General features: G+C 62.7%; 7 protein-coding genes. 5 read left to right on the forward strand and 2 right to left on the reverse strand.

Going from position 1 to position 5,700, the window contains the following annotated elements:
- A partial coding sequence (locus AB1346_07630; protein ID MEW6720301.1) for a tetratricopeptide repeat protein occupies positions 1-506 on the forward strand: 506 nt, incomplete at its 5' end.
- A gap of 98 nt (positions 507-604) precedes the next feature.
- Here AB1346_07630 and AB1346_07635 read toward each other — a convergent pair.
- Both AB1346_07635 and AB1346_07640 read right to left on the reverse strand, forming a co-directional pair.
- Complete coding sequence (locus AB1346_07635; GenBank protein MEW6720302.1) at positions 605-871, reverse strand: hypothetical protein; 267 nt, start codon at positions 869-871, stop codon at positions 605-607.
- Positions 872-1,190: 319 nt separating this feature from the next.
- Positions 1,191-1,859 (reverse strand): SOS response-associated peptidase, encoded by a 669-nt coding sequence (locus AB1346_07640; protein ID MEW6720303.1) that lies wholly within the window; start codon positions 1,857-1,859, stop codon positions 1,191-1,193.
- A 223-nt stretch (positions 1,860-2,082) separates the two neighbouring features.
- On the opposite strand from AB1346_07640, the gene AB1346_07645 reads away from it, so the two are divergent.
- The 4 genes from AB1346_07645 to AB1346_07660 form a co-directional block, all read left to right on the forward strand.
- Positions 2,083-3,474, forward strand: a complete 1,392-nt coding sequence (locus AB1346_07645; protein MEW6720304.1) for an Ig-like domain-containing protein — start codon at positions 2,083-2,085, stop codon at positions 3,472-3,474.
- A gap of 63 nt (positions 3,475-3,537) precedes the next feature.
- Complete coding sequence (locus AB1346_07650; protein MEW6720305.1) at positions 3,538-4,215, forward strand: dihydrofolate reductase family protein; 678 nt, start codon at positions 3,538-3,540, stop codon at positions 4,213-4,215.
- A gap of 20 nt (positions 4,216-4,235) precedes the next feature.
- Complete coding sequence (locus AB1346_07655) at positions 4,236-4,685, forward strand: hemerythrin domain-containing protein (GenBank protein MEW6720306.1); 450 nt, start codon at positions 4,236-4,238, stop codon at positions 4,683-4,685.
- 15 nt (positions 4,686-4,700) lie between these two features.
- Positions 4,701-5,700 (forward strand): NADH:flavin oxidoreductase (locus AB1346_07660; GenBank protein MEW6720307.1); only part of this gene is annotated, 1,000 nt, incomplete at its 3' end.

Consider the following 5,700-nt stretch of genomic DNA (forward strand, 5'->3'; position numbering starts at 1 on the left):
ACACCCAGACCCTGTTCAGCGTGAGTTGCAGCGGGGATAAGAATGCAAGGATTTGGGGCCTATTCTTCTGGCGGACTTCCGCGGAGACCCGCGCATTCGCCGATGCCATGAATCGACTGCGGTCGGCGGCGCGGGGGGAGGGGGACAGCGGTCAGGACGGCATTTGGCGTGACTTCGCCAGGAAAGCGGCAGACTGGCGGGCATTGCCCTCCAAACCGCCGGTTTCGGAGGAAGTCCGACAGCACAGGTTGGTGGCGGAAAACGCTTTACGTGAAAAAGATTTCGACACCGCCGTGGCGGAGTACATCGACGGTCTCGAATCGGATCCATTGTGGCCTGAAGGCCATTTCAATGCTGCGCTCTTGATGGGCGAGCTCGGCTACTACACCGAAGCGATTCGGCACATTCAGGCATATGTCGAACTGGTGCCGGAGGCGCCCGACGCGCAGGCGGCACGCGACCAGATCGTGATCTGGAAAGTCAAGGCGCAGAAAATGCGTCCATGATCATCGTTACGAGGGGATAGCAAGTTCAAATCCCGTCAGCGAAAGGCCGGCGCCGGCGCAGCCGGCCGGTACCGGCCTTGGTTCCGGCGGGTTTCTCCTCAGAAATATCCGTTGGAGCTTTTGATCGTATGGCCCACTTCCGTCAACTGCTCCTGCGAGACGTAGCGGCCGCCCTGGACCAGGTGGGCCAAATCGTTCGTCATCTTCAGGATCGGGGCATACGGGTCCTCCACGGTTTCCTCCCGCGCTGCGAACCCCTTGTCCATCTCTTCCATTTCCTCCAGGAATCTGTCGATGCCGGTAGATTCCATGTGGATTTCATGGAGATGCTCCCAAGGACGGCTTCCGTTTCCGTTCATCTTCATTTCCAATTCGTACCTCCTTTTTGTTTTTACGCCTCGTCTTGTATTTCATGTCGTCGCCGTTCCCTTTGAGGCCGGATGGCGCAACAGGAAGGCCAACGTTCCTTGTGGAAAGATCAAGCTGCAAATTGCTGATCATAAAAGGAATCGTTCATCCCTCCCGGGAGTAACTCGTTCTCTACATATCGGCGGAAGCGGGAAATTTCTTAAGAGGAAGAAATTTGGTTCAGCGGAGACTATGTTGCGTAAGTCCGAATAGTCCCGATGGGCTGGCTATGAGCGGCAGGTTCGATCACAGGATGAGGTTGTAGGGACATCCGGATCATTGCAGCGGCGCAGTACAGTCCTTATCGTCATGCGATGGGGAATTGACTCTCGAGCTGACCGGATAGGCGACCATCTCGTCGTCCGGGAACGGGGACAGCAACGGCACAAGCACCCCCGGATCCGTAATTTCCGGATTCAGCCAATGTTCATAGACCGACGCCGGGAGAATCACCGGCATCCTGTCATGGATCGGGGCGAGGACGCCGTTTGCCGCTGTCGTTAATATCGCGCAGGTTTCGACGGCATCCCCCGCCGCGCTCCTCCATCGGTCCCACATCCCCGCGAAGGCGAACAGCCGCTCATCCCGCATCTTGATGAAGAAGGGTTGCTTGGTGCGTTCCTTCTTCTGCCACTCATAAAAACCGTTGGCCGGGATCAGGCAGCGATGCCGCTTGAAGACGGCACGGAAGGACGGTTTATCCCATGCCGTTTCGGAACGGGCGTTGATCAACCGGTTCCCGACTGCCGGGTCTTTCGCCCACGACGGGATCAGGCCCCACCTCAAGAATGCGATTTCGCGCTCGCCGTCGTCGGAAGTCCGGACAACGGGAATATTTTGCGTAGGAGCGATGTTGAACCGGGGAATCAAGTCCGTCGGAAGCGGAGCGTCGAACTGCTCCGTGAGAACCTGACCGTCCGTAAATAGGACGAACCGCCCGCACATGCGTCACCTCCGGATGGAGATACCTCCATTATCGCGCGGGAGGGCGCCTGGAAATCAGGGCCGGCAAATAAATATCGGAGAATTCGAATCGATCACTTGATGAAAAGCGTCTTCTTCATGCGCAAGTCAACGCAGGAGATCAACAAAAGCTGGAAGGCGATTGCGAATTACCTCGGCGTGTCTGTCAACGAGAGCGATTCGAATGAGAAAGGGGGATCGAGACATGTTTCAGATGATAAGGCATCCCGTATCGATAGTTGCGTTTCTTGCCGTCTTTGCCCTCGCCGCCTGCGGCGGCGGAGGAGGGGCAGCGCTTACGCCCGGCGCCCCTGGCGCGCCTGGCGCCCCTGGCGTCCCCGGCGTGACGCCCGTAGCCGACACCTTCCAGGGGGCGGGCAACGTCACTGTCTCGGTCCCTGCCCCGGGCGTGCTCGTAAACGACCCGGCGGGCTCGACCGTGGCCGACCCCGGCACGAGGGCCACCTCGCTGGGGGGCAGCGTCACCATCGCCGCTGACGGGGGCTTCACCTACACCCCGCCCGCCGGACAGACCGGCGTGTCGGACACCTTCACTTACACGGTCGCCGGGTTCGCTCCGGTCACCGTGACCATCACCCTTGCCGGGCGTGTCGTGTTCGTGAACAACGCCAATCCGGGCGGCGACGGCACCCAGGCCAATCCCTTCGGGACCCTCGCCGCGGCCGAGACCGCTTCGGCGGCGGGCGACACCATCTTCGTCTTTGCAGGCGCCGGCACCGACGTCGGGCAGGACAACGGCATAACCCTCAAAACCGGCCAGAAGCTCATCGGCGAGGGCGTCGGCCTTACCTTCGGCGTCGGCGTAGTCGTCCCCGCGGGGACCGCGCCGCTCATCTCGAACGCGGCCATCGGGGCGGGATTGAACATCCCGGTCGTCATGCTCTCCACCGGCAACGAAGTGGCCGGCTTCGCCATAAATGCCGCCTTCTCCGACGGCGTCCTCGCCCCGGCGGGCACGGGCCACAGCATCCACAACAATACCCTCACCTTCGACGCCCAGAACGGCCGGGAGGGTGTGCGGCTCCTGGCGGTCACCGGGACGAACTCCGTGATGAACAACACCATCACCGGCTCGCTCCGGTCCGGCATTAAATTCGCCAACAACGAAGACGTGGCCGGCAATGTCGTTGCGCCCGCCATCATCAACGCCTCGGTGACGATGAGCGGCAACACCATAAACGGCTCGGAGAGGGACGGCATCCGGATCAACCTCGACGGCACGGGCACCGCCGTGTCGCTGGTTATCGACAACAACGCGATCGCCGCCTCGACCAACGGCGGCATCGACATAGACGTCCTCGGCGCGGCGGGCATCTCGGCCTCGGTCTCGGGCAACGACGTATCCCAAAGCGGTGCCGCCTTCGACTTCGACGCCTCCACCGCCGCGGGCGGCGCGGGGACCGTCTGCCTTGAGCTTGCGAACAACTCGAACGTTGCCAACAACTCCACCTTCCAGGTGCAGAACAACGGCACCGGCACATTCACGTTCTTTGAGATCGGAAACGACGCTGCCGCAGCGCTCGTTCCCAATCCTGCTGCCTTCACCATAGTCCCCCAGGGGACCTGCGGGATCTGAGCGGCGATTAGCCCCGGGAGTCCTCTGCGGAGGTTAGCCAGTGTCGAGCCAAGGAGGACTCCCGTGAGAAAAGTGATCGTCGGCGCAATGATTTCGATGGACGGGGTCATGCAGGCGCCCGGCGGGCCGGAGGAAGACCCCGCCGGCGGGTTCAGGTTCGGCGGCTGGGTGGCCCCGTTCGCGGACATCGACCCCGTGTTCGGCGAGGAGATCGGCAGGCTGTTCGGAGAGCCGTTCGACCTGCTGCTCGGCCGGCGCACCTACGAGATATTCGCCGCGTACTGGCCCTACGCGGAAGGCGGGTCCTACGACGACATCGCCACGACCTTCAACCGGATCACAAAGTACGTGGCGACGCGCAAAGGCGTGGAGCTGACGTGGAAAGGATCCGTCGCGCTGCGTGACGCGGCGAAGGATATCGCCAGGTTGAAACGGGAAGACGGCCCGGCCCTCGTCACGCAGGGCAGCACCGAGCTTGTGCATTCCCTGCTTGCCGCCGGCCTTGTCGACGAGATCCGCGCGTTCACGTTCCCCGTGCTGCTGGGCAAGGGCAAGCGCCTGTTCGACGAGACCAGCGAGCCGCGCGCGTTCAAGCTGACGCACAGCGCCGTCTCGCCGAACGGTCTCATCGCCGCGACGTACGTGCGCGACGGCGAGGTGAGGACGGCGACCATCGGGGGCGCCCGGGAGCCGACGCCCGCCGAGCTGGCGCGGCGCGAGAAGCTGAAGCGCGAAGGCTGAAGGCCGGAGGGAGAATCCGGATGAAACATGAATTTTTAAAGCACCTCAGGAAAGATCATGACGAACAAAAACAGCTCGGGAAGCGGATGGCGGAGGCCACGGCGCCGAAAGACCGCGAACGGCTGCGCAGGAAGTTCCACGATTCCCTTTATCCCCATTTGATGGGCGAGGAAGCATCCATCTTCAAGCGACTCCAGCAGGTCGACGACGAGGAAGCGAAAAAGGACTGCCTGGAGAATCTGCGGGAACATCGCGAAGCGATGATCGCGCTCCGGGAACTCATGGTCATCGAGGCGGGAAGCGGCATCTTCCAGGCCAAGGCCAAGGCCCTGGATGAGCTGAACCGGCATCATATCGAGCACGAGGAAGGGAAGACCTTCGGGCATTTGGAACGGCTCTTCGACAGGCAGGAACTGGACAGGCTGTTCGAGCAGTACGAAAAAACCGAGGAGGGAAAACCGAAATTCTGACGGAGAATGGAGTTGATGCTTCCCCGGAGGATCGCCATGCCTTCCCTGTTCGACACCGTATCCATCAATGGAATGACCCTGGCCAACCGCTTCGTGCGCTCCGCGACGTGGGAAGGGCTGGCGTCCAAGGACGGCGCCGTCACCCCGCTCCTCACGGAGAAGATGGTCGATCTGGTAAAGGGCGGGATCGGGCTGATCGTCACCAGTTACGCCTTCGTCGCCCCGGAGGGGCAAACCAGTCCCCGCCAGTTGGGCGCCCAAGGCGACCGCCTGCTTCCCGGGCTCGCCGGGATGGCCCGGTCGGTTCGCGACGCGGGCGGCAGGATCGCCCTCCAGATCGTTCACGGCGGCGCTTTCGCGAACCCCGACATGACCGGTTTCCCCGCCGTCGGCCCCTCCGAGGGCGAAAGGAACCGCGCCGCCACCACCGAAGATCTCGCGCGGATCGTCTGCGCTTTTGCCGACGCGGCGGGAAGAGCCGGGAAGGCCGGCTTCGACGCCGTCCAGATCCATGCGGCCCACGGCTTCCTGATCAGCCAGTTCCTCTCTCCCGCCCTGAACCGGCGCACGGATGAGTACGGCGGCTCCCTCGCCAATCGCGCCCGGCTCCTGCTGGCGGTGGTCGGAAGCGTCCGGAAGGCGGTCGGGTCGGACTACCCGATTCTCGTCAAGCTAAACTCCGAGGATTTCCTGGAAGGCGGTATGACGCGGGAGGAATGCCTCCAGGTCGCGGCAATGCTGGAGGCGGCATCCGCCGATGCGATCGAGCTTTCCGGCGGAACGATCGTGTCCCCGGAGAAGTTCATCGCGCCGCGGCCGGGCATCCTGAAGACCAGGGAGGAGGAAGTCTACTACCGGGAGGCAGCGAGAGGATTCAGGGAAAGGGTGCGGATCCCGCTGATGCTGGTGGGGGGCATCCGGTCGTTCGAAGTCGCCGAAGAACTGGTGCGGGATGGGGTGGCCGATTTCATCGCCCTGAGCCGCCCGCTGATCCGCGAGCCGGGGCTGGTCAGGC

Source organism: Thermodesulfobacteriota bacterium (genome assembly GCA_040758155.1).
Classification (GTDB): domain Bacteria; phylum Desulfobacterota; class Deferrimicrobia; order Deferrimicrobiales; family Deferrimicrobiaceae; genus UBA2219.